The sequence below is a fragment of the Brevundimonas sp. BR2-1 genome (genome assembly GCF_037626195.1).
In the GTDB taxonomy this organism is placed as follows: Bacteria; Pseudomonadota; Alphaproteobacteria; order Caulobacterales; family Caulobacteraceae; genus Brevundimonas.
Genome location: NZ_JARKMV010000001.1, coordinates 528,848 through 547,880 on the forward strand (window position 1 = coordinate 528,848; position 19,033 = coordinate 547,880).

A 19,033-nucleotide genomic window follows, 5' to 3' on the forward strand; every position below is an offset into this window, starting at 1 on the left:
ATTACATGGTTGTAACCGTGTCGAAGCGCGACTGTCGTATTTAGGCCACGATACGGTCACAGCGCCTGTTGCGGGCCAATCCGGTTGACGCCACGGACGACTTGACCGACTTAGGTCGGGGCGGGCGGACAGTCGGACGAGGACCATCATGTCGTTTATTTCCGGTCTTGCGGCCGTCGGGGCCGTCGCGGCCCTCTCCGTCCAGGCCACGCCGCCGCAGGAGCGGGCGGAAACCCTCTCCCGGGTGACCGCCTGCCGCTCGATCGCCGACGGCGCGGCCCGTCTGTCCTGTTACGACGCGGCCGTCGGCGCCCTGGACGCCGCCGAGCGGCAGGGCGAGGTCGTCGTTCTGGACCGGGCCCAGGTCGGGGAGGCCCGGCGTCAGCTGTTCGGCTTCGAAATGCCCTCCCTGCCTCGCCTGTTCGGCGCCGCCGCCGAGGGCGTGCCCGAGATCGACTCGATCGAGACCACGCTTCAGAGCGCCACACAGGTCGCCGACGACCGCTGGGTCTTCCGGCTGGCGGACGGCGGAGTCTGGCGCCAGATCGATTCCGACTCCATTCGGTACCGTCCCCGGCAGGGCGACGCCGTCCGGGTGCGCAAGGCCAGTCTGGGCAGCTTCCTGCTGACGGTCGGCGACAGCCGGGCCGTGCGGGTGCGGCGGCAATAGGGATGGCCCCGCGGCCGCTTTCGCCGACCGTCTGGACCTCGCCGCAGCTGGCGCCGGAGGCGTTGGCGGACCTGGCCGCCGGGGGCGTGCGGCGTATCGTCAGCAACCGCCCCGACGGCGAAGACCCCGGACAGCCGACGGCCGCCGAGATGGAAGACGCGGCGCGGAAGGCCGGCATGGACTTCGCCTGGATTCCCGTGACCGGAATGCCGGACGCGGCGCAGGCCGCCGCCGTGGGCGCCTTGCTGGCCGACGGGCGGCCGACGGTGATGTTCTGCCGTTCGGGAACGCGCTCGGCCGCGGCCTGGGCGATGTCGGAACGGCTGCGCGGCGTGGATGCGGACGAATTGCGCGCCGCCGCAGCCGGCGCCGGCTATGATTTCAGCCGGCTGCCCCTCTGAGCATCAGCGCAGGATCGCGACGCGGGCGGCGTAGGGAGCGGGTTCCGGCGTGCAGGACGCCACGGCCAGTTGCATCGCCATGAGACACAGGAAGGCCGCAGCCACAGGCTGGAGCCGATTTGAGACAGCCAGGGCGATGGAAACGGCCACGATGCGCACTCCGGAGAAGGTTTACGAAGTCCTGACGCAAGGCCCGGGCCGCGCCTGATGATCCCCTTCGTTTCCATGCCGCCCTTCGAATACGGCCGGGCCGATACGGTCTCGCCGCTGATCCAGCGGGTGATCGCGAACAATCCGGGGCCCTTCACCTTCACCGGAACAGGGACCTACATCGTGGGCCGATCCGGGCCCGGCGCGGGCGTGGCGGTGATCGACCCGGGCCCGCTGGATGACGCCCATCTGGCCGCCCTGCTGGCCGCCGTGACGGGCCGGCGGGTCAGCCATGTGGTGGTGACCCACACCCACCGCGACCACGCCCCCCTCGCCCGCCCCTTCGCCCGGGCCGTCGACGCCCCGATCCTGGCCGCCCGGCCGCCGGCGCGGACGATCCACGCCTCGACCCTCCTGGACGAGGACGACGACGAGACCTTCGTCCCGGACGTCGTGCTGTCCGGCGGAGAAGTGATCGCGGGCGACGGGTGGACGATGGAGGCGCTGGCCACGCCGGGACACGCCTCGAACCACATGGCCTTCGCCCTGCGCGAGGAGAACGCCCTGTTCAGCGGCGATCACGTCATGGGCTGGTCAACCACCGTGGTGGCCCCGCCCGACGGCGACATGGCCGCCTATATGAACAGCCTCGACCGGGTCATCGCCCGCGGATTCTCCACCCTGTGGCCGACGCACGGCGCGCCGGTCACCGCGCCCGACCCCTTTCTGGCGGCTTACAAGGCCCACCGTCAGGCGCGGGAGGCCCAGATCGTCGAACGGCTGGCGGCGGGGGACGGGCGGATAGCGGAGATCGTGCCGAACCTCTACGCCGCCGTGGATTCGCGGCTGTGGCCGGCGGCCAGCCTGTCGGTCTGGGCGCATCTGATCGCACTGGAACGAGCGGGCCGGGTCAAGGCGCGGCCCGGGCCGGTGATCGACGCCGACTGGATCCTTGGCTGACTAGCCGGCGGGCTGCAGCGCCGCGCTGATGCGGGACGCCAGACGGCAGGCGTCGCCGCCATGGGACCGGCTGTCGCGCGCCGCGACCCGGATGTCGGTGCGTCCCGGACGGATGCGGATCACGGCGTCATGGTCGAAACCGAACCAGAACCCTTCGCGGGTGCCGTCCGCCCGCGCCACGCCGGCGCCGCGGATCGTGAAGCCGGCCTTCTCCAGCGCCCAGATCGCCGATTCCGGTGCGATCTGCTTCATCACCGGCAGGGCTCCGGGACAGGCTTCGACGCCGGCGGTCACGCGGGGTCCCCGATTTCCGCGCTCGTCACCGAGGTCGCCGAAGCCCGGAATCTCCGCCAGATCGGTGCTGATGTCCTCGGAGGGCGCGCCGGCCAGCCTGTTGTTCTGCCAGACGAAGCCGCCCAGCGTCCCTCCTGCGGCCACCACCGCCGCCAGGGCCATCAGGCCGAGCCGGCGGATATCGCGCAAGGCCAGGACCACTGCCCCCAAGGCCGCCACGGCGCCCGCCAGCGCCAGCCACCAGCCGATCCGCATCGTCAGCAGGTCGTAGCCGGTCTCAAGCGAGAGGGCTCCGGCCCGGGTCAGCAGGGCGGCGCCCAGAACCAGCAGAGGCGCGGCCAGGCTCAGCGCCAGAAGCGAGGCGACGCCCTGCCCTCCCTTGCGAGCGGTCGCCATGGGTCAGGCCCCCGCCGTCGGCAGGCGGTAGTCCTTCATACGGTCGCGAACCAGTTTCTTGTCGATCTTGCCCGTCGCGCCCAGCGGGATGTCGTCCACGAAAACGACGTCGTCGGGCATCCACCATTTGGCGATCTTGCCCTGCAGGAAGTCGAGATGCTCCTGCTTGTTCTGGGCCTCGCCGGGCTTGAGCTTGATGACCAGCACCGGGCGTTCGTCCCATTTCGGGTGGGCCGCGCCGATGACGGCGGCCAGTTCGACCTTCGGATGGCCGACGGCGATGTTCTCGATCTCGATCGAGCTGATCCACTCGCCGCCGGACTTGATCACGTCCTTGGCGCGGTCGGTGATCTGCATGAAGCCCTGCTCGTCGATGGTCGAGACGTCGCCCGTGTCGAAGAAGCCTTCGTGGTCGAGAATGTCGCCGCCCTCGTCCTTGAAATAGGCCCCGGCGATGGTCGGCCCCTTGATCATCAGCCGGCCGTAGGTGTGCCCGTCGTGCGGCATTTCCTGACCGGCGTAGTTCTTCAGCTTCAGTTCCACGCCCAGGGGCGGCGTGCCCTGTTTCACCCGCCACTTCATCTGCTCGTCATATGGCAGGGCGCTCAGCTCGGGCGTCATGTTGGACAGGGTGCCGATGGGCGAGGTCTCGGTCATGCCCCAGCCCTGAAGGACCTCGATGTTGAACTCGTCATGGAAGGCGCGGATCAGGCTTTCGGGCACGGCCGAGCCGCCGATCAGCACCTTCTTCACCGTCGGAATCTTGAGGTTGTTCTCGCGCAGGTGGGTCAGCAGGCCCTGCCAGACCGTCGGCACGGCGGCCGAGAAGGTGACGCCCTCGCTTTCGATCAGTTCATAGATGGCGGCGCCGTCCATGCGGGCGCCCGGCATCACCAGCTTGGTTCCGCCCGCCGGGCCGGCGAAGGCGATGCCCCAGGCGTTGGCGTGGAACATCGGCACCACGGGCAGGATCACCTCGCTGGGCGTGGCGCCCAGGACGGTCGCCTGCATGCCCAGCAGGGTGTGGATGAAGTTCGATCGATGGGAATACAGCACCCCCTTGGGATTGCCGGTCGTGCCCGAGGTATAGCAGAGGCCGCAGGCCGTCAGCTCGTCGAACCCGCCCCAGGCGACGTCCTCCGAGGCCGTCGCCAGCAGCGCCTCATAGCATTCGGCGCCGGGCAGTTTCGTCGCCGGCATGGTCAATTCGTCGGTCATGACCACCACCCGCTCCACCGTCGGACAGTGCGGCAGCACGGCTTCCAGCAGCGGAATGAAGGTCAGGTCGACGAAGATGATCCGGTCTTCGGCGTGGTTGATGATGTAGATCAGCTGCTCGGGGAACAGGCGCGGGTTCAGGGTGTGGCACACGGCCCCGATGCCCATGATGCCGTACCAGACCTCCATGTGCCGGCCCGTGTTCCAGGCCAGGGTGGCGACGCGGTCGCCGACCTTGACGTCCCAGTCCTTCAGCACGGCGGACACGCGTTTGGCCCGGGCGTGGATCTCGGCATAGGTCGTACGGACGATAGGGCCTTCGACCGACCGGCTCACGACCTCGCGGTGGCCATGCCAGTTTTTCGAGTGGTCCAGGATCTTGTCGACCGTCAGCGGCCAGTCCTGCATCAATCCGAGCATCACGATCCCTCAAGCGCTGCGCCTGCTACCGAGGCGCTTTAACGCCACGCTATCGGCGCGTCCGGGGATAAGCAACGTGACGCGGGGTCAACGAACGACCTGGAACCCCTGAGTGCGGCATTCTGTAGCCATGAGGGGTTCCGCTGCTCCCTCGCGGGACGCCGGGGCTACTAGCCGCCGCCCCCGCGCCGCCCTAGAAGGCCGCCATGGCCATTCTCATCGCGATCACCGGCGGTTCCGGCTCCGGCAAAAGCACGCTCGCGGAAGCCCTGGTGGCGGGTCTGCCTGACGACGCCGCCGTACTGGTGCGCGAGGATTCCTACTATCGCGACGCGGCCAGCCTGCCGGGATTCGATCCGGCGACCTTCGACTTCGACGACGTGGCCGCCCGTGATCATGAGCTGATGATCCGCGACCTGACCGCTCTGAAGGCCGGACGCGACGTCACCGTGCCGATCTATTCGTTCATCCACCACGGCCGGGAGCCGGGGGGCGAGCCGGTGCGCGCGGCCCCGGTGGTGATCGTCGAAGGCACTCACGTGTTGTGCACCCCGGGCCTCGTCGAGTTGTTCGACATCCGGGTGTTCGTGGATACTCCCGCCGACATCCGCTTCATCCGGCGCCTGCTGCGCGATCAGGCCGAGCGGGGCCGCACGGCCGAGTCCGTCATCGACCAGTATCTGGCCACGGTTCGTCCCGGCCATGAGCGGCTGACGGAGCCGTCCCGCCTGAACGCCGACTTCGTGGTGGCCGACGCCACCGCCGCGGTGCGGCTGGAAGATCCGCAGGCCGTGGTCCGGCTGGCCGCTCCCGTACTGGCCCATCCGCTACTGATGAAATTATGCGACCGGTGATTGTATAAAAACGGCTGTTTTCTCTTGCCCGTCGCCTGATGAGGGGTCAACTTGTGAATTCAGCGAGCAGCGAATTCCAGATGCCGGCCCCCGCCACGCACGAGCCTTCCCTCAACGGCGTCAAGCGCGACATTATCCTGAAGCACGCGCGACGCGCGTTCACCACGGAGGGCTACGCCGGGGCGAGGATCGAGCCCATCGCCCGCGACGCCGGGGTTTCCACCGCAACCATCTACGCCCTGTTCGACGGCAAGGAGGAGCTGTTCGCGGCGGTGATCGAGGACGCCGCCGTGGAGTTCACACGCCTGATGGGCGACGTTCGCACGACCAGCGGCCCGGCGCGGGAGCGGCTGATGGGCTTCGCCAGCACCTACGCCGCCTTCATGGCCGATCCGTTCATCCGGGCGGTCTTCCGGCTCGTCATGGCCGAGCGGCGGCGGTTCCACGAAGTGGCCCTGAAATTCTTCGACCGCGGCAAGGCCGATTTCGGCAAGGTGCTGATCGACGCCCTGAATGAAATGGCGGAGACGGGCGAGATCAGGTTCGCGCGAGCCTCCTGGGCGGCCGGTCAGCTGATGGGGATGATCGAGCATCCGGTCTTCTTCATGCCGCTGGTGACGGGCGACGAGGTCATGCCGGTGCGCGCCGTGGACCAGATTGCGAGCGACGCGGTGGAGACCTTCCTGGCCCGCTACGGCGTCTGAAGGATCAAGGCTGCAGCCGGGTCCGGCTCCAGCCCGCGCCGTCCCGGTCGAAGCGCAGCCGATCATGCAGGCGGAACGGCCGGTCGCGCCAGAATTCGACCTGATCGGGGATCACCCGCCACCCCGTCCAGCGTTCAGGCCGCGTGACGTCCTTGCCCTCGAACCGCGCCGTTTCGCGAGCCACGGCCCGCTCCAGCGCGTCTCGGCTTTCCAGCGGCCGCGACTGGTCCGAGGCCCAGGCGCCGATCCGGCTCTCGCGCGCGCGGCTGGCGAAATAGGCGTCGGCCTCGGCCGGGGTCACCGGCTCCACCCGCCCCCGCACCCGCACCTGTCGCCGCAGGGATTTCCAGTGGAATAGCAGCGCCGCCTGCGGCCGCGCGGCCAGCTGGCCGCCCTTCGCGCTCCCGGCGTTGGAATAGAAGGTGAAGCCGCGCGCGTCGACGTCCTTGAGCAGCACAATCCGGCTGTCCGGAGCCCCCTCCCCGTCGACGGTCGACAGGGTCATGGCGTTGGCGTCATTGGGCTCGACCTTCTTCGCGTCATTCAGCCAGTCGATGAACAGCGAGACCGGCTCGGGCCGGTCGAAGATCGTCTCGTCGCCGTTCGCGGCCAGGGCGGCGGCGTAGTCCCGCGCATATTCCTCGCGGGTCGGACTGGACGGAATCACGGGAGCGGTCATGAGACCGAGATAGTGCATCCCGGGCGACCGGGCGAGAGCGTCACGGTTAACCGGGCATTGACCCTGTTGAGGGCCTTAGTGGCGGCATGCGCGCCCGATCGCTCCCTGAGGTCGTTTCGACCCGTGACGCCTACGCCTTGCTCGGCCTGACCGGCCCGGCGGACGGCGCCGTGCTGACGGCCGCGTTCCGCAAGGCGGTGAAGGCGGCGCGGCCCGACGCTCCGGGTGGAAGCGAAGCCCGGTTCCGCAAGGTCATCGCCGCCTGGCGTCTGATCCAGCAGGACACGGCGCCGCTGGCCCTGGCCGCACCGGTGCGGCCCGCCCCCGCCCCGTCCGTCGTTGGTCTCAGCCCGGACATCGCCCTCAACGGCGGCATGGTCGAGGTGCGGCTGGGACGCCGAATGCTTCGGGTTCGGGTTCCCCCGGGCCTGCGCAGCGGCGAACATCTTCGGCTGAAGGGGGCGGGAGAGGCCGGCGCCGACCTCTATCTGCCCGTCCTGGTCCGCGGCGACGGCCGGCTCAGCGCGGTCGGCGACGACCTCTACATGACCTTCCCCGTCCCCCCCCGCCTGCTGGAAGACGGCGGGCGGCTGGAGATCGAGACCCACGCGGGGCCGCGCTCGGCCTGGCTGGTCGCGGGCTGCCAGCCGCTGCGGCTGCGGCTGAGAAATCTGGGTCTGCCCGCGCGGGGCGCCCGGCCGCAGGGCCACCTGTTCGTGACGCTTGAGCCGTCCGAGGATGCGCCGTCGGCGGCGGAGGATCTGCTGGTGCGGTTCACACGCGTCTGGACGCCGGACCGGCTGGCGGCCTAAGCCTGACGGGTCATGTCGCACAACACCTTCGGCCATCTGTTCCGCGTGACGACCTGGGGCGAGAGCCACGGGCCGGCGATCGGCTGCGTCGTCGACGGTTGCCCGCCTCTGATCCCGCTGACCGAGGCCGATCTCCAGCCGTGGCTGGACCGGCGCAAGCCCGGCGGCAGCCGCTTCGTCACGCAGCGGCAGGAGAGCGACACGGCCCGCATCCTGTCGGGCGTGTTCGACGACGGGAACGGCCCGGTGACCACCGGCACGCCGATCGCCATCCAGATCGACAACGAGGACGCCCGCTCGAAGGACTATGGCGAGATCGCCCGCGCCTTCCGGCCCGGCCACGCGGACTACACCTACCAGGCCAAATACGGCGTCAGGGACCATCGCGGCGGCGGCCGCTCGTCGGCGCGCGAGACCGCTGTCCGGGTCGCGGCGGGCGCTGTGGCGAGGAAGATCCTGGGCGAAGGCGTCCGCATCCGAGCCGGCGTGGTCCAGCTGGGCCTGCACCGGATCGCTCCCGGGGCTACGGATTTCGACGGGGTCTACGACAACGCCCTGTTCGCGGCGTCTTCCGCGGTCCTGCCGGCTTGGGAAGACTACCTCGACGGCGTCCGCAAGGCCGGCTCGTCCATCGGCGCGGTCGTGGCGCTGGAGGTCACGGGCGTCCCCGCCGGCTGGGGGGCGCCGGTCTACGGCAAGCTGGACGCCGAATTGGCGGCGGCCATGATGTCGATCAATGCGGTCAAGGGCGTCGAGATCGGCGCGGGCTTCGGTTCCGCCGAGCTGTCGGGCGAGGAGAACGCCGACCAGATGCGGATGGGCGGCGACGGCCTGCCCGTCTTCCTGTCCAACCACGCGGGCGGCGTGCTGGGCGGCATTTCCACCGGCCAGCCCCTTACGGCCCGCATCGCCTTCAAGCCCACCTCCTCCATCCTGACGCCGCGCCAGACCATCACGCGCGACGGCGAGGAGACCGACCTGCGCACCAGGGGCCGCCACGACCCCTGCGTCGCCCTGCGCGGCGTGCCCGTGGTCGAGGCCATGGCGGCCTGCGTGCTGGCGGATGCGATGCTGAGGCATCGCGCCCAGGCCGGATGAAGACGCGGTCCGCCGTCGCGGGCAGCGCGCTGTTCTTCCTGGCGGCGCCGGGCGTCGTGGCCGGTCTGGCGCCGTGGTGGATCACCCGGGGGTACGCCCACCCCCTGGCGGAGAGCCTCGTTCAGCGCGGACTGGGCCTCCTGTTCGTCGCCGCCGGCCTCGCATTCCTGCTCCACGCCTTCAGCCGCTTCATCCTTGAGGGCAAGGGGACCCCGGCGCCCGTGGCGCCCACCGAGCGCCTCGTCATCGGCGGGGTCTACCGGTACGTCCGCAATCCCATGTACCTCGCCGTGATCGGCGTCATCGTCGGTCAGGCCCTGTTTTTCGGCTCCTGGAGTCTGGCGGGCTACGCCGCCGCTGCCGCCACGGTCATGGCGGCCTTCGTGCATTTCCATGAGGAGCCCGTGCTGGCGGCCCGATACGGCGACCAATACGATCGCTACCGGCGCGCCGTGCCCGGCTGGCTGCCTCGCCTGACGCCATGGCGGCCCTGACCCCTTTTCGGCCACCAACACTGTTACTATATACGCGCCAGCGAGGTTTCTAACCCTCGGAGTCCCGGGAGCATCCCCATGATCGACATCAGACCTTTCAACAGCCTCGGCGGCGCCAACCACGGCTGGTTGAACGCCAAACACCATTTCTCCTTCGCCAACTACTACGACCCGAGCCGCATGAGCTGGGGTCGGCTGCGCGTCTGGAACGACGACGAGATCGCGGCCCAGTCGGGCTTTCCGCCCCACCCGCACGCGGACATGGAGATCATCACCTATGTCCGGACCGGGGCCATCACCCACGAGGACTCCATGGGCAACCGCGGCCGCACCGGCGCCGGCGACGTGCAGGTGATGAGCGCGGGCACGGGCGTGCGCCACTCCGAGTTCAATCTGGAGAACGAGACCACCACCCTGTTCCAGATCTGGATCGAGGCCGACAAACGCGGCGCGACGCCCAGCTGGGGCGCCAAGGTGTTCCCGAAGCACGACCGCACCGGGAAATTCTCGGTTCTGGCGTCGGGCGATCCGACCGACGACGCCCTGACCATCAACGCCGACGCCAAGGTGTTGGGCGCCACGCTGAACGCGGGCGAGAGCCTGACATACACACTGGCCGAAGGCCGCCGCGCCTATCTGGTCCCCGCCGTCGGCGAGGTCGAGGTCAACGGCGTGCCCCTGAACGCCCGCGACGGCGCGGCGATCAAGGACGAGGCCGAGATCACCATCACGGCCAGGGCCGATGCGGAACTGGTGATGGTGGATTCGCTTTAGCGTCCCTTCTCCCCCGAGGGCAGAAGGGCGAATGAAAACGCCGCCCCGGCAAGCCGGGGCGGCGTCCTTGTCTACAGGCCGCGAGATCAGTGCGTCGCGACGACCGTGCCCGGATCCTGCACCGGCGGAGCAGCCGGAAGCGGATCGGAAGCCTCGTCCCATTCCACGGGGGTCAGGGTGCCGGTGAGGGCCCATTTCAGGGCCTCGTCCGCCGTCTTGATCGGGACGATCTCGAGCGCCGACTTCACATTGTCGGGCACCTCGGCGAGGTCCTTCTCGTTCTCTTCCGGGATCAGCACCGTCTTGATGCCCGAACGGAGGGCCGCCAGCAGCTTCTCCTTCAGGCCGCCGATGGCGGTGACCCGGCCGCGCAGGGTGATCTCGCCGGTCATGGCGATGTCCTTGCGGATCGGGATGCCGGTCAAAACCGAGACCATGGCCACGGTCATGGCCACCCCGGCCGAGGGGCCGTCCTTGGGCGTCGCTCCGTCCGGCACGTGCACGTGGATGTCGGTCTTCTCGAACGCCGGCGGCTTGACGCCGATGCTGAGCGAGCGGGCCCGGACGTAGGAGGCGGCGGCCGAGATGGACTCCTTCATCACCTCCTTCAGGTTGCCGGTCACGGTCATGCGGCCGCGGCCCGGCATCTTGATCGCCTCGATGGTCAGGATCTCGCCGCCGAACTCGGTCCAGGCCAGGCCCGTGACGATGCCGACCTGATCCTCCTCGTCCGTCTCGCCGTAGCGGAACTTACGAACCCCGGCGAACTCGGCCAGCTTGGCCTCGTCGATAGTGATCGAGAGGGTCTTGTTCTTCGACATCTCGCGCACCGACTTGCGCGCCAGACCGCCCAGGGCGCGTTCCAGCGACCGCACGCCGGCTTCCCGCGTGTAGTAGCGGATCAGGTTGCGGATCTGCTCGTCCGGCACGATGAATTCGGCCGGCTTCAGCCCGTTCTCTTCCGTCACCTTGGGCAGGACGTGCCGCTTGGCGATCTCGACCTTTTCGTCCTCGGTGTAGCCGCTGACCCGGATGATCTCCATCCGATCCATCAGGGGCTGGGGCATGTTCAGGCTGTTGGCCGTGGTCACGAACATGACGTTGGACAGGTCGTAGTCGACCTCGAGGTAGTGGTCGCCGAACGCATTGTTCTGCGCCGGGTCCAGCACCTCCAGCAGGGCCGAGGACGGATCCCCGCGCCAGTCGGCGCCCAGCTTGTCGATCTCGTCCAGCAGGATGAAGGCGTTGGTGGTCTTCACCTTCTTCATCGACTGGATGATCTTGCCCGGCATGGAGCCGATGTAGGTCCGGCGGTGGCCCCGGATCTCGGCCTCGTCGCGCACGCCGCCCAGCGACATTCGGATGTATTCCCGGCCCGTGGCCTTGGCGATCGATTTGGCCAGCGAGGTCTTGCCGACACCCGGAGGGCCGACGAGGCACAGGATCGGGCCCTTCAGGCTGTTGGTGCGCGACTGCACCGCCAGATATTCGATGATCCGTTCCTTGACCTTCTCGAGACCGTAGTGGTCCTCCTCGAGAATGGCCTCGGCCTTCTCCAGGTCGATGGGCTTCGACTTGGCCTTGCCCCACGGGATCGACAGCAGCCAGTCGAGGTAGTTCCGCACCACCGTCGATTCAGCCGACATCGGGCTCATGTTGCGCAGCTTCTTGACCTCGGCCTCGGCCTTGACGCGGGCTTCCTTGGACAGGCGCGTCTTACGGATGCGCTTCTCCAGTTCCATGATCTCGTCGCGGGCGTCGTCGGTCTCGCCCAGCTCGCGCTGGATCGCCTTCATCTGCTCGTTCAGATAATATTCGCGCTGGGTCTTCTCCATCTGGCGCTTCACGCGCGAGCGGATCTTCTTCTCGACCTGCAGGACGGAAATCTCGCCCTCCATCAGGCCGTAGACCTTCTCCAGGCGCGACGGCACGGCGATGGTTTCCAGCAGGCCCTGCTTGTCGGCGATCTTGACCGACAGATGGGCCGCGACCGAGTCCGCCAGCTTGGACGGATCGGTGATCTGGGGGATGGAGCTGAGGGCCTCGGGCGGGACCTTCTTGTTCAGCTTCACATAGTTTTCGAACTGCTCGATCACGGCGCGCAGCAGGGCTTCCGACTGGGCGGGCTCGCCCGGATCGTCGGCGATCTCGACGGCCTCGGCCTCGAAATAGTCGGTGCGGTCGGTGAACCTGGTCAGGCGCGCGCGGCTCTTGCCCTCGACCAGCACCTTGACGGTGCCGTCGGGCAGTTTGAGCAGTTGCAGGACGGTGGCCAGCACGCCGATCGGATAGATGGCGTCGGCGGCGGGGTCGTCATCGACGCTGTTCTTCTGGGTGGCCAGCAGGATCTGCTTTTCGCCCTTCATGATCTCGTCGAGCGCCTTGACCGACTTCTCGCGTCCGACGAACAGCGGCACGACCATGTGCGGAAAGACGACGATGTCTCTCAGCGGCAGGACGGGCAGGGTTTTTGTCTCGGTCATGATGCGTACTTTCAACAGGGGCCCTCGTTGATCTCGGACCCGCCTCGCCGGCGTTGGGAGCGCCTGTGCTCCTCCGTTTCGACTCGGCCCGCCGTTCGGCGGCCTTCAATTGAGTATGTGGTTCTGCGCAGGCCCGGTTCAAGCGTCGCTGGTATGCGCCTGGCTTTTCCATCCACAGCGGTCGAGCGGCACGGCGCTAACGCCACAGAGCTGTGATCTGCACGGCCGACGCGGCAAGGCCCGAACCTGAGGTAAATCATACCGCCGCCGGATGTGGCCCCGCCGCATCATGGCGGGTGCAGAAAAGGGCGGGCCCATCGCTGGACCCGCCCTCATTTCGTTCCGAACGCGGATCAGGCGGCGCTGTCGGGCGCGGCCTTCTTGGACTTGGTCTCGGAATAGATCAGCAGCGGCTGGGCCTTGCCCTCGATGACCTCTGCGTTGACGACCACTTCCTCGACACCCTCGAAGGTGGGCAGTTCGAACATCGTCTCCAGCAGGATGCCTTCCAGGATGGAACGCAGGCCGCGGGCGCCGGTCTTGCGGGTGATGGCCTTCTTGGCCACCGCCGTCAGGGCGTCGTCGGTGAACGTCAGGTCGACATTCTCCATCTCGAACAGGCGCTTGTACTGTTTGACCAGGGCGTTCTTGGGCTCGGTCAGGATAGTGACCAGCGCCGCCTCGTCCAGGTCCTCCAGCGTCGCCAGAACGGGCAGACGGCCGATGAACTCGGGGATCAGACCGAAACGCATCAGATCGTCCGGCTCAACCCCCTTCAGGATGTCGCCCGTGCGGCGTTCGTCGATCTCCTTCACCTTGGCGCCGAAGCCGATAGAGGCCCCGTCGCCGCGGGCCGCGATCACCTTCTCAAGGCCGGCGAAGGCGCCGCCGACGATGAACAGGATGTTGGCGGTGTCGACCTGCAGGAACTCCTGCTGGGGATGCTTGCGGCCGCCCTGCGGGGGCACGGAGGCGACGGTGCCTTCCATGATCTTCAGCAGGGCCTGCTGCACGCCCTCGCCCGAGACGTCGCGGGTGATCGAGGGGTTGTCGGACTTGCGCGAAATCTTGTCGATCTCGTCGATGTAGACGATGCCGCGCTGGGCCCGTTCGACGTTGTAGTCGGACGACTGCAGCAGCTTCAGGATGATGTTCTCGACGTCTTCACCGACGTAACCGGCTTCGGTCAGGGTGGTGGCGTCGGCCATGGTGAAGGGCACGTCGATGATGCGGGCCAGCGTCTGGGCCAGCAGCGTCTTGCCCGAGCCGGTCGGCCCGATCAGCATGATGTTCGACTTGGCCAGTTCGACGTCGTTGTTCTTCGTCGCGTGGTTCAGGCGCTTGTAGTGATTGTGGACGGCGACGCTCAGCACCTTCTTGGCGTGGCTCTGGCCGATCACATAGTCGTCAAGAACCTCGCGGATCTCCTTGGGCGAAGGAACCCCGTCCTTGGCCTTGGAGAACGAGATCTTGTGCTCTTCACGGATGATATCCATGCACAGCTCGACGCATTCATCGCAGATGAACACGGTCGGTCCGGCGATGAGCTTGCGCACCTCATGCTGGCTCTTCCCGCAGAAGGAGCAGTAGAGCGTGCTTTTGGCGTCTGTGCCGGCGGCTTTGGTCATCGAGCCTTCTCACTCCCGCGGTTCGCCCCGATATGAGACGAAACGCGCTTCCTTCGCGTTGATTCCCGAACAATGGGCGCAAAGGTCTTCAAAAATTGACAATCACCCATACGGACGCCCGCCACAACCCCGGCCAAGCGTGGCCGGAGCGCGAAGCAGACGGTTTACTGTTGAGGGAGATCGCGGCGAATGTCTGACATGGGAAGTCCCACTCTGGTTCGCCAGCCGCCTCGCAAGGATCAGGCCATCGTCGCCTTCGATTTCGACGGCACGCTGACGGTTCGCGACAGTTTCACGCAGTTTTTGCGCTGGCGGGCGGGTCAGGGCGGCTGGTTTCTGGGCCTGACCCGGATGGCGCCGGATCTGGCGGCCTATGCCGGCGACCGGGACCGCGGACGGCTGAAGGCGGCCTCGGTGCGGGAATTCCTCAAGGGCGTGCCCCGGTCGCAACTGGAAGCCGACGCTGAAGCCTTCGCCGGCCAGGTCTGGCCCGGTTTCATGCGTTACGACGCCCTCGCCCGCTGGAAAGACTGGGGGGCCAGGGGCGCCTATCGGGTCATCGTCACCGCGTCGCCGGAAACCACCGTCGCGCCGTTCGCCCGCCGTCTGGAGGCGGACACCCTGCTGGGCACGCCGCTGGTGTTCGATGCCGACGACCGCGTCACCGGGGCCTTCGAAAGTCCCAACTGCCGCGGCGAGGAGAAGGTGCGGCGACTGCGGGCAGCCTTCGGGCAGGATGTGCAACTGGCCGCCGCCTATGGCGACACCTCCGGCGATACGGAGATGCTGGCGATCGCGGACGAGGCCGGCTTCCGCGTCTTCAAGGAACGGTCCTGACCCTCAGCGGCCGTCGGCGTCCACGTCGAAGACCACGGCCTTGCCGCGCGAGGTGGGATTCCAGCCCGCTTCGATCGAAGCGGTCACGGCGTTGCGAATGGCTTCCAGGTTGATCCGCTGCGTCTCCATGTCCGGCCGTCCGTTCGGCCGCATCGGCATGGGAAACTGAATCACCGCTTCGCGCTGAAAATCCTTGAGGCGCAAGCTCACGGCCATCCCGTCCCACTTGCCGCCGGCCAGCGGCCGGGGCTGGCGGCGGATCGCCCACTCATAGATTTCGCCGTCGACCTCGACGGTCCCGCTGGTGTCTCGCGTCTGTTCCATGGCGGCCTGATAGCACAAAAGAAAAAGGGCGCGCCGGTCAGGCGCGCCCTTCCTTCATTCTCTGCGGCGCCCGGTCAGACCGTTTTGACGCCGTCGCCCTCGGCCTGTTCGCGGCGATCATAGACGTGGTCGACGATGCCCCAGGCCTTGGCTTCCTCGGCGCTCATGAAGTGGTCGCGGTCGAGGGTCTTTTCGACTTCCTCATAGGTCCGGCCGGTGTGGTGGACATAGATCTCGTTCAGGCGGCGCTTGGTGTAGCGGATGTCCTCGGCGTGGCGCTCGACGTCCGAGGCCTGGCCGCGGAAGCCGCCCGAGGGCTGGTGCACCATGATCCGGGCGTTCGGCAGGGCCACGCGCTGGCCGGCGGCGCCGGCGGCGAGGATCAGCGAACCGGCCGAGGCCGCCATGCCCATGCACACGGTCGAAACCGGCGAGCGGATGTATTGCATGGTGTCGTAGATCGCGAGCGCCGAGGTCACCTGACCGCCGGGGCTGTTGATATACATGCTGATTTCCTTCTTCGGATTCTCCGATTCCAGGAACAGCAGCTGGGCGCAGATCAGCGAGGCCATCGAGTCCTCGAAAGGCCCTGTCAGGAAGATGATCCGCTCGCGCAGCAGGCGCGAGAAGATGTCGAAGGCCCGCTCGCCCCGGCTGGACTGCTCCACCACCATGGGGACGAGGTTCATGTTCATCAGTTCGATCGGATCGCGCATTCAGGCCTTCTCGGGATGCTTCTGGAGGCGACTCACCGGCCGCCATCCTGTTGGACAGGATATCGTCTTGCCGAACGGTTGACGCAAGGCGCAGCGGACACGCCGGCTTTAATCCGCTGTCCGGCCCGCTCCTTACGGGCAGCCGCAGCCTTTCGGGGGCTGCCCGCTTCGTTTCTGCGGCGCTGGAGCGCAATATGCGATCGCGTCAGGGTTCACTCGTGCCTCCCAGGAGAACGCCGGTGGCGGGAATCATTCCTTTTGCGGCAGCCGCGATTGCCCTCGCCGCGCCTCAGGACGCCCCTCGGCAAGCGACGCAACTTCCCGATGTTGTGGTGGAAAACCGACCTCTGGCGGAGGTGGTCCGCGCGTTTGTGGACGAGGTGGCGGATCCATTGCCCGGATACGGCCCGGCCCGATGGGATCGCAAACTCTGCGTCGGCGTCGCCTACCTGCGTCCGCCGCTCGCCCGTTTCATGGTCGAGCGGGTCGGCCAGATCGCCCGCGAGGTCGGGGTGGACAGCGGAAACCCCGGCTGCCGGCCCAATGTGTTGATCATAGCCGCGGCTGACGGTGAGGCGATGGCCCGGGCCTTGGTCAACGCCCGATCCGGCCTGTTCCTGACCCATGTCACGGGCGCCAACCAGAATCGGGGAGATCTGGAGGCCTTCCAGGCCTCGGAACAGGCGGTCCGGTGGTGGCACATCACCCTGCCGGTCAACGCCTACACCGGTCAGGCGGCGGTCCGCTTGCCTGGCCAAGGGCCGGGAGCGTCGTCAGGAGAAACCGGCTCCCGCCTCCGCACAGAGCTCCAGAACGACCTGCAGCGGGTGATCATCGTCGTCGACTTCAACGCGGCCAGCGGAACCGGCATCGGGCCGCTGAGCGACTATGTCGCCATGGTCGCCCTCGCCCAGGTCGACCCGGAAGCGGAGACGTCGCAGTACGATACCATTCTGAACCTGTTTGACGGCCCGGTCGCGCCGTCGGGGCTGACTGACTGGGATCGTTCCTATCTTCAGGCGCTGTATGACGCCCATCTCGACCAACGGCAGCCGGGCGCCCAGCTCGAGGCCGTGGCGCGGGTCATGGCGCGCGCGCGCCAGGGCAGCACCGGGGAAGACCGGTAACGCGGTGGGCCCGCACACTGCACCGCGAGAGCAGGCCTGACCCGCGCAGGCCCGCCCCATCCAGTTCAGTGCTCCGCAGCGCCCTCCTCATCGACGGTGCTGCCGCGGTAGGCCCCTGCGATCGCGGACGCCACGGCCTGGACCTGACTACGCTGGTTGATGCGCCGCGACTCCGAGCCGACGCTGTAGAGGCCCTCGAGATAGGCCCGGTCCCAGCCGCTCAGCGCGGGGGGTGCGAGGGCGGGGTCTTCGAAGAGATTCAGGATGGTGTCGAACTGACCGGTGTCCGCCTCCGGATCGACCTGGGCCAGGGCGACCATGGCGACGTAGGCGCCGAGCTGTTCGGCGGTTGCCCCGTTCAGCCGGTCGACATCGATGATGATGAAGACGCGTTTCAGAACATCCACATACTGGGTGCTCAGACGCGACGGAGAAGCCACATCGGTGATCGGCGCATAGTCCATGAGCTCGGCCCCGTCGCCGTTGACCTCGCCTGGCATCCGGATCGCCGACATGCCGGTTTCGCTGTTGGTGGGCATGCTGACATGCCACCAGCGGACGGGGCGGTCCTCGGTGGTGAAGTCCCGCAACGACGAGGAGCCCCGATCCATCCCGGGCGAGCCCACCCGGAACAGCACCGGCCGAATGGCCACGAAGTCCTGGGCGAACCGCGCCGCATCGGTGGTGGCGATGATCAGGACGCTGGGATGGCATTCCGGCTCATGCGCCCGGAGCCCGAGACTCCGGGCGACGTCCGAGACCTGATCGGCGATTTGCCGGGCCAGGGCCGGCTCAAGATTGGCGACGCCGACGCAGATCCCGTCATGCCATCGCGCGAGACCGCGCCGACGGGCCGGGGCCGCGACCAGATCGACGTAGGCCTCGGCCGCCTCTTCCAGCCGCCGGGCGTCGACGATGACATCTTCCAGCCGTGTCGGGTCCGTCGCCTGTGCGGAGGGCGGCGGGACCTGCTGACTCCCGAGGGCCAGGGCGATCAGACTGCTGACGATCATGGCCGTGGGCTCCCGGCATCCTGCCGTTCGAGTATCCGGGTGACCGCGGCGGCCTGATGGGAGCCCTCGAGCCGTTGCGGCCAGGAGTCGTAGAGCGCTTCCAGATAGCCGCGGTCCCAGGCCGTCAGCCGGCCCGGAGCGGCGGGCGCGTCGAAGATGTTGAGGATGGTGTCATAAGCGCTGGTGTCCCCCTCGGGATCGACCTGGGCCAGACTGACCATCGCCAGATAGTCGGCCAGCTGATCGCCGGCCACCTGCTCCAGCTTTCCGGCGTCAACGATGACAATCACCTTGTTCAGCATGTCTGTGATCGGGCGGCCGTTGTTCACCAGCCCCTCGCCGGGCACATAGATCGGACCGGAATCGCCGGGCATGCGTATGGCCCGGGCGCCGGTCGCCCCTACGACGGGCATGCTGACGTGCCACCAACGGACCGGCGCATCAGACTGGCGGAACCGCTCAAGCGCCGCCTTGCCCCGGTCGAGCCCGCCGACGCCGAGGTAAAACGCGCGTCGATCCGCCTCCACCAGCGCCCCGGCCATCGCCCGGCCGTCATCGGCGAAGATCAGCACCACGTTTGGCCGGCATCCGGGCTCTCCCAACCGCACGCCATATTCATCGGCGACGCTCGAGATTCGGTCGATCAGTCCCTGCGCCTGCGCCGTTTGCAGGTTGACCACACCTATGCAGACGCGGCTGCGCCACCGTGCGATCCCGCGGCGGCGCGGCGGCGCGGCGACCTCGTCGACGAACGCCTCAACGCGGTCCCTCAGGGATCGACCGTCGACGACCACGTCGCCCAACTCGGTCGGAGGGTCCTGGGGCGGCGGGACGGGCGCGGTCTGTATGGTCGCCGCGAGAAACGCCGAAATTGCTCCGTTCAGAACACTCATGCCGACATCCTTGCAACCGCACGCTGTGGGACGGAGGAAAGTCTAGCACGCAGCAAAAAGGGCCGCCACACATGGTGACGGCCCTCGG

The 19,033-nt window shown here is 67.8% G+C and carries 21 protein-coding genes; 11 read left to right on the forward strand and 10 right to left on the reverse strand.

Translation table 11 applies throughout. The annotated features are described in order from the left end of the window. Positions 1-148 precede the first annotated feature (148 nt). The gene (locus BrevBR_RS02645; protein ID WP_332640910.1) at positions 149-670 is read left to right on the forward strand and encodes a hypothetical protein; all 522 of its coding nucleotides are present in this window, start codon (positions 149-151) and stop codon (positions 668-670) included. Between the two features lie 2 nt (positions 671-672). Next, positions 673-1,071 carry a TIGR01244 family sulfur transferase gene (locus BrevBR_RS02650; RefSeq protein ID WP_332640911.1) on the forward strand — a complete coding sequence of 133 codons (399 nt, stop codon included), beginning with the start codon at positions 673-675 and terminating at the stop codon, positions 1,069-1,071. 3 nt (positions 1,072-1,074) lie between these two features. Here the strand turns inward: BrevBR_RS02650 and BrevBR_RS02655 are convergent, their stop codons facing one another. Next, the gene (locus BrevBR_RS02655) at positions 1,075-1,221 is read right to left on the reverse strand and encodes a hypothetical protein (protein WP_300467599.1); all 147 of its coding nucleotides are present in this window, start codon (positions 1,219-1,221) and stop codon (positions 1,075-1,077) included. A gap of 57 nt (positions 1,222-1,278) precedes the next feature. Here BrevBR_RS02655 and BrevBR_RS02660 point away from each other — a divergent pair, with 57 nt between their 5' ends. After that, complete coding sequence (locus BrevBR_RS02660; protein ID WP_339999842.1) at positions 1,279-2,181, forward strand: MBL fold metallo-hydrolase; 903 nt, start codon at positions 1,279-1,281, stop codon at positions 2,179-2,181. Here BrevBR_RS02660 and BrevBR_RS02665 read toward each other — a convergent pair whose 3' ends face one another. After that, a complete protein-coding gene (locus BrevBR_RS02665) occupies positions 2,182-2,871 on the reverse strand; it encodes a DUF1499 domain-containing protein (protein ID WP_332640913.1) in 690 nt (229 codons plus the stop codon). It abuts the gene before it with no gap. Positions 2,872-2,874: 3 nt separating this feature from the next. After that, positions 2,875-4,509 (reverse strand): long-chain-fatty-acid--CoA ligase, encoded by a 1,635-nt coding sequence (locus BrevBR_RS02670; protein ID WP_332640961.1) that lies wholly within the window; start codon positions 4,507-4,509, stop codon positions 2,875-2,877. A 206-nt stretch (positions 4,510-4,715) separates the two neighbouring features. Between BrevBR_RS02670 and udk the strand changes: the two genes are divergently transcribed. Together udk and BrevBR_RS02680 are read left to right on the forward strand one after the other, a co-directional pair. Next, positions 4,716-5,363: a uridine kinase gene (udk, locus tag BrevBR_RS02675; protein WP_332640914.1), complete on the forward strand. Its 648-nt coding sequence runs from the start codon at positions 4,716-4,718 to the stop codon at positions 5,361-5,363. An 80-nt stretch (positions 5,364-5,443) separates the two neighbouring features. After that, positions 5,444-6,067: a TetR/AcrR family transcriptional regulator gene (locus tag BrevBR_RS02680; protein WP_339999843.1), complete on the forward strand. Its 624-nt coding sequence runs from the start codon at positions 5,444-5,446 to the stop codon at positions 6,065-6,067. A 4-nt stretch (positions 6,068-6,071) separates the two neighbouring features. Here the strand turns inward: BrevBR_RS02680 and pdxH are convergent, their stop codons facing one another. Next, positions 6,072-6,746, reverse strand: a complete 675-nt coding sequence (gene pdxH, locus BrevBR_RS02685; protein ID WP_339999844.1) for a pyridoxamine 5'-phosphate oxidase — start codon at positions 6,744-6,746, stop codon at positions 6,072-6,074. A gap of 86 nt (positions 6,747-6,832) precedes the next feature. On the opposite strand from pdxH, the gene BrevBR_RS02690 reads away from it, so the two are divergent. The 4 genes from BrevBR_RS02690 (at position 6,833) to BrevBR_RS02705 (ending at position 9,924) form a co-directional block, all read left to right on the forward strand. Beyond that, the gene (locus tag BrevBR_RS02690) at positions 6,833-7,558 is read left to right on the forward strand and encodes a J domain-containing protein (RefSeq protein WP_339999845.1); all 726 of its coding nucleotides are present in this window, start codon (positions 6,833-6,835) and stop codon (positions 7,556-7,558) included. Positions 7,559-7,570: 12 nt separating this feature from the next. After that, on the forward strand, positions 7,571-8,656 hold the full coding sequence (gene aroC / locus BrevBR_RS02695) for a chorismate synthase (RefSeq protein WP_339999846.1): 1,086 nt from the start codon (positions 7,571-7,573) through the stop codon (positions 8,654-8,656). After that, entirely contained in the window at positions 8,653-9,150 is a 498-nt protein-coding gene (locus tag BrevBR_RS02700) for a methyltransferase family protein (RefSeq protein WP_332640919.1), read from the forward strand. Before aroC ends, BrevBR_RS02700 begins: the two co-directional genes overlap by 4 nt. A gap of 78 nt (positions 9,151-9,228) precedes the next feature. Beyond that, positions 9,229-9,924: a pirin family protein gene (locus tag BrevBR_RS02705; RefSeq protein ID WP_339999847.1), complete on the forward strand. Its 696-nt coding sequence runs from the start codon at positions 9,229-9,231 to the stop codon at positions 9,922-9,924. Positions 9,925-10,010: 86 nt separating this feature from the next. Here BrevBR_RS02705 and lon read toward each other — a convergent pair whose 3' ends face one another. Together lon and clpX are read right to left on the reverse strand one after the other, a co-directional pair. Next, positions 10,011-12,407, reverse strand: a complete 2,397-nt coding sequence (gene lon / locus BrevBR_RS02710) for an endopeptidase La (protein WP_332640921.1) — start codon at positions 12,405-12,407, stop codon at positions 10,011-10,013. Between the two features lie 353 nt (positions 12,408-12,760). Then, positions 12,761-14,035 (reverse strand): ATP-dependent Clp protease ATP-binding subunit ClpX, encoded by a 1,275-nt coding sequence (gene clpX, locus BrevBR_RS02715; RefSeq protein WP_332640922.1) that lies wholly within the window; start codon positions 14,033-14,035, stop codon positions 12,761-12,763. Positions 14,036-14,224: 189 nt separating this feature from the next. On the opposite strand from clpX, the gene BrevBR_RS02720 reads away from it, so the two are divergent. Continuing rightward, positions 14,225-14,872: an HAD-IB family hydrolase gene (locus tag BrevBR_RS02720; RefSeq protein WP_445214738.1), complete on the forward strand. Its 648-nt coding sequence runs from the start codon at positions 14,225-14,227 to the stop codon at positions 14,870-14,872. 3 nt (positions 14,873-14,875) lie between these two features. Here BrevBR_RS02720 and BrevBR_RS02725 read toward each other — a convergent pair whose 3' ends face one another. Both BrevBR_RS02725 and BrevBR_RS02730 read right to left on the reverse strand, forming a co-directional pair. Then, positions 14,876-15,196 carry a hypothetical protein gene (locus tag BrevBR_RS02725; protein WP_332640924.1) on the reverse strand — a complete coding sequence of 107 codons (321 nt, stop codon included), beginning with the start codon at positions 15,194-15,196 and terminating at the stop codon, positions 14,876-14,878. Between the two features lie 74 nt (positions 15,197-15,270). Beyond that, on the reverse strand, positions 15,271-15,912 hold the full coding sequence (locus BrevBR_RS02730) for an ATP-dependent Clp protease proteolytic subunit (protein ID WP_332640925.1): 642 nt from the start codon (positions 15,910-15,912) through the stop codon (positions 15,271-15,273). 332 nt (positions 15,913-16,244) lie between these two features. Between BrevBR_RS02730 and BrevBR_RS02735 the strand changes: the two genes are divergently transcribed. Beyond that, positions 16,245-17,039, forward strand: coding sequence for a hypothetical protein (locus BrevBR_RS02735; RefSeq protein WP_339999849.1), 795 nt, complete (start codon positions 16,245-16,247; stop codon positions 17,037-17,039). 65 nt (positions 17,040-17,104) lie between these two features. On the opposite strand, the gene BrevBR_RS02740 is transcribed toward BrevBR_RS02735, so the two are convergent. Next, entirely contained in the window at positions 17,105-18,052 is a 948-nt protein-coding gene (locus tag BrevBR_RS02740; protein ID WP_339999850.1) for a hypothetical protein, read from the reverse strand. Further along, on the reverse strand, positions 18,049-18,945 hold the full coding sequence (locus BrevBR_RS02745; RefSeq protein WP_339999851.1) for a hypothetical protein: 897 nt from the start codon (positions 18,943-18,945) through the stop codon (positions 18,049-18,051). The genes BrevBR_RS02740 and BrevBR_RS02745 overlap by 4 nt, the downstream gene beginning before the upstream one ends. Positions 18,946-19,033 lie beyond the last annotated feature (88 nt).

What these genes read in the sequence shown, in the direction of transcription:
- BrevBR_RS02645 (WP_332640910.1), top strand. Translation starts at nt 149, where the DNA reads ATGTCGTTTATTTCCGGTCTTGCGGCCGTCGGGGCCGTCGCGGCCCTC.
- BrevBR_RS02650 (WP_332640911.1), top strand. Translation starts at nt 673, where the DNA reads ATGGCCCCGCGGCCGCTTTCGCCGACCGTCTGGACCTCGCCGCAGCTG.
- BrevBR_RS02660 (WP_339999842.1), top strand. Translation starts at nt 1,279, where the DNA reads ATGATCCCCTTCGTTTCCATGCCGCCCTTCGAATACGGCCGGGCCGAT.
- BrevBR_RS02665 (WP_332640913.1), bottom strand. Translation starts at nt 2,871, where the DNA reads ATGGCGACCGCTCGCAAGGGAGGGCAGGGCGTCGCCTCGCTTCTGGCG.
- BrevBR_RS02670 (WP_332640961.1), bottom strand. Translation starts at nt 4,509, where the DNA reads ATGCTCGGATTGATGCAGGACTGGCCGCTGACGGTCGACAAGATCCTG.
- udk (WP_332640914.1), top strand. Translation starts at nt 4,716, where the DNA reads ATGGCCATTCTCATCGCGATCACCGGCGGTTCCGGCTCCGGCAAAAGC.
- BrevBR_RS02680 (WP_339999843.1), top strand. Translation starts at nt 5,444, where the DNA reads ATGCCGGCCCCCGCCACGCACGAGCCTTCCCTCAACGGCGTCAAGCGC.
- pdxH (WP_339999844.1), bottom strand. Translation starts at nt 6,746, where the DNA reads ATGACCGCTCCCGTGATTCCGTCCAGTCCGACCCGCGAGGAATATGCG.
- BrevBR_RS02690 (WP_339999845.1), top strand. Translation starts at nt 6,833, where the DNA reads ATGCGCGCCCGATCGCTCCCTGAGGTCGTTTCGACCCGTGACGCCTAC.
- aroC (WP_339999846.1), top strand. Translation starts at nt 7,571, where the DNA reads ATGTCGCACAACACCTTCGGCCATCTGTTCCGCGTGACGACCTGGGGC.
- BrevBR_RS02700 (WP_332640919.1), top strand. Translation starts at nt 8,653, where the DNA reads ATGAAGACGCGGTCCGCCGTCGCGGGCAGCGCGCTGTTCTTCCTGGCG.
- BrevBR_RS02705 (WP_339999847.1), top strand. Translation starts at nt 9,229, where the DNA reads ATGATCGACATCAGACCTTTCAACAGCCTCGGCGGCGCCAACCACGGC.
- lon (WP_332640921.1), bottom strand. Translation starts at nt 12,407, where the DNA reads ATGACCGAGACAAAAACCCTGCCCGTCCTGCCGCTGAGAGACATCGTC.
- clpX (WP_332640922.1), bottom strand. Translation starts at nt 14,035, where the DNA reads ATGACCAAAGCCGCCGGCACAGACGCCAAAAGCACGCTCTACTGCTCC.
- BrevBR_RS02720 (WP_445214738.1), top strand. Translation starts at nt 14,225, where the DNA reads ATGTCTGACATGGGAAGTCCCACTCTGGTTCGCCAGCCGCCTCGCAAG.
- BrevBR_RS02725 (WP_332640924.1), bottom strand. Translation starts at nt 15,196, where the DNA reads ATGGAACAGACGCGAGACACCAGCGGGACCGTCGAGGTCGACGGCGAA.
- BrevBR_RS02730 (WP_332640925.1), bottom strand. Translation starts at nt 15,912, where the DNA reads ATGCGCGATCCGATCGAACTGATGAACATGAACCTCGTCCCCATGGTG.
- BrevBR_RS02740 (WP_339999850.1), bottom strand. Translation starts at nt 18,052, where the DNA reads ATGATCGTCAGCAGTCTGATCGCCCTGGCCCTCGGGAGTCAGCAGGTC.
- BrevBR_RS02745 (WP_339999851.1), bottom strand. Translation starts at nt 18,945, where the DNA reads ATGAGTGTTCTGAACGGAGCAATTTCGGCGTTTCTCGCGGCGACCATA.